The following is a 2,345-nucleotide window of genomic DNA, read 5'->3' as shown; positions in this document are numbered from 1 at the left end:
ATTGTATTATTTTTTTCCAATGTGATGCTCTAAGTCAGTTGCTAATCATCCTATTATACTGATTTTGTTGTATTTTTATATGCGATTGCCCTGCGAGTATGGCTGAGTAGGTGACGACCCAACGCTGAATGGTGGCGTGATCAACGGGGACATTCAAATCTAACAGAATCTCTTCAATATCACGGTAGTTCAGAGCAAACCGAAGGTAATAATACACCGCCTGCAATACATCGCACGAGGGAAAATGACAGCCTTTGAAACGCTCATGAGGACTCATAGTGCCTACAAAACAACAAGAGTATTAGCGGGCGTGTAAAAGGCTATCATGGTGGGTCAAACTTTGCGATAAAACCTTTTTCTGTCTTATAGGTCCTGTTTAAGCTTGGTTTACAAATCTTAAAACCAAGCCTAATGTGGACTAAGAGTGTCATCCTATATGAATCAAGATGATTCATCAGAGTTGTTTTGTTCTAGTTTCTCTCGCTCTTTCAACTGTGCTCTAAACTCCATTATAGTTATACCAAGTCCAGTAAACAGTAAGATAAACACACATATCCCTGTGATAAGTAAGTCTGTATTATCCATAATTACTTACCCTGATGAGCCAACAGCTTAAAATAAATACCAAAAGCAAGAATTGATGGTACCCAAATAGCTGTGAATATTCCTTCATCACGCTGCCCATTGAAGTAAAGGTAACCAGATACAGCAAATGAAATCATTACTGCGAGTAAAATAAATAAGTCTGATTTTTTGAACATGGCATAATCCTTACAGTGTTGAGCTCATCCATCTTCCCAATAGCCAATTGCCGCAACTAAGCAGCCAAAAACTGCTATGGCAGCAATTCTCTTAACACCAAACAAGCTATCAAACAGATTACTTGAGGGGATTAAATTAAAATAAAGAAAGATGTATAATAAACATCCAATTGAAATTAACAAAATTCCTATGATCCTAAATAGTTTCAGGATCTTTCCTTGGTATTGATTAATAATTAACCTTCTCAAAGCTTATTAGTAATTATTTAAAAGTAGTTCAATTATTTATCAAAAATAGGTTATTAAATTTTTAAACTTTCTTTACAGAAATAATTGTATAGTGGTCCTCAGCTTTGAGACAGTCAGTTAAAATACAACGACTGCTGAGAGGGGGAAGCATGAGTCGCTAATCATTCAGTCAAAAGTTGCCACAGAAGCCTTGAAAGGCCATAAAACCACTAACAAGATTGCGTCGAATTTGGGATCCATTCAACACAAGTCAACAACTGGAAAAAAACAGCTACTTGACGGCGCCAGCGAGATATTCAACCAGAAACATAAGGTACATAAAGAAGAGCATGAAGCTGGGAAAGATCGTCTTTACCGACAGATAGGTAAACTCCAAGTAGAACTGGACTGACATAAAAAAATGGTGCATCTCGATTAGCATTACCAGAAAAACGTTCCATGATTGATACTGACCACCACAAGATCAGTATCACTCGACAATGTGAGCAACTTTTCTTACCAAGCAGTAGTTACTACCGAGGCCAATCCCGTATAAAGAAGTCAGCAGAAAACCTAACGCTCATGCGTTTAATTGATGGGGAATACACTCGTAGACCTTTCTACGGTAGCCGCAAGATACACGATTATCTTGAGGATCCAGGTTATCCTATTAATCGCAAATGCGTTCAACAGTTAATGAGAAAAATGGGATTAGTTTCTGCCGACCCCAAACCTAATACTAGTGAACGTTGCCTCCAGCATGAGGTTTACTTATATTTATTGCGAGGGTTGGACATAAACCGTCCTAATCAGGTGTGGTGCTCAGACATCACTTTTATTTGCTTAAATGCAGGGTTTGTCTATCTGGCTGAGGTCACGGACTGGTATAGCCGGAGGGTGTTACCGTGGTAAGTATCAATCACAATGGATGAAAGCTTTTGTGTGAGTGACTTAGAGAGCGATGCGTTTGTATGGCCAGCCTGAAATATTTAACAGACTAAGATGTCCAATTTAACAGTAAGGCATTTAAAGGCTACTTGAAGCGTCATGGTATACAAATTAGCATCGATGACAAAAGACGAGCGATGGATAATATTTTATCAAGCGTTTATGGTGCTCAATAAAATATGAAGAGATTTATTTTAAAGAATATAAGTCAGTTGACAAACTATGTAAATAGCTGAAAAAGTATATTTATTTTTATAATGAGGAGCGTCACATCAATCATTTAATGGTGTAACGCCTAAAGAAGTTTATCATTCTTTAGGGCACCTCTAAAAATGTTACCAAAATTTCAATATTTTTAGGCAAGATCTTAAATTATCGAAGGTAAATACGACTGCTTATTATTTGACA

Annotated in this window: 3 protein-coding genes; 1 reads left to right on the top strand and 2 read right to left on the bottom strand. The window is 37.2% G+C overall.

All coding sequences use genetic code 11. The annotated features are described in order from the left end of the window. Positions 1 to 34: 34 nt before the first annotated feature. Positions 35 to 277 (bottom strand): IS6 family transposase, encoded by a 243-nt coding sequence (locus tag F607_RS32100; protein WP_038292470.1) that lies wholly within the window; start codon positions 275 to 277, stop codon positions 35 to 37. Between the two features lie 310 nt (positions 278 to 587). Then, entirely contained in the window at positions 588 to 761 is a 174-nt protein-coding gene (locus tag F607_RS35025; protein ID WP_169719858.1) for a hypothetical protein, read from the bottom strand. Positions 762 to 1,448: 687 nt separating this feature from the next. Here F607_RS35025 and F607_RS33845 point away from each other — a divergent pair. After that, entirely contained in the window at positions 1,449 to 1,901 is a 453-nt protein-coding gene (locus F607_RS33845) for an IS3 family transposase (RefSeq protein ID WP_084611426.1), read from the top strand. Positions 1,902 to 2,345: the final 444 nt, after the last annotated feature.

Origin of the sequence: Zooshikella ganghwensis DSM 15267 (genome assembly GCF_000428585.1) — a bacterium.
Lineage (GTDB): Bacteria > Pseudomonadota > Gammaproteobacteria > Pseudomonadales > Zooshikellaceae > Zooshikella > Zooshikella ganghwensis.
This window is presented reverse-complemented; position numbering and strand designations above follow the sequence as displayed.

Excerpts from the sequence above, each read along its gene's own strand:
- F607_RS35025 (WP_169719858.1), bottom strand. The coding sequence starts at position 761 with ATGTTCAAAAAATCAGACTTATTTATTTTACTCGCAGTAATGATTTCA.
- F607_RS32100 (WP_038292470.1), bottom strand. The coding sequence starts at position 277 with ATGAGTCCTCATGAGCGTTTCAAAGGCTGTCATTTTCCCTCGTGCGAT.
- F607_RS33845 (WP_084611426.1), top strand. The coding sequence starts at position 1,449 with ATGATTGATACTGACCACCACAAGATCAGTATCACTCGACAATGTGAG.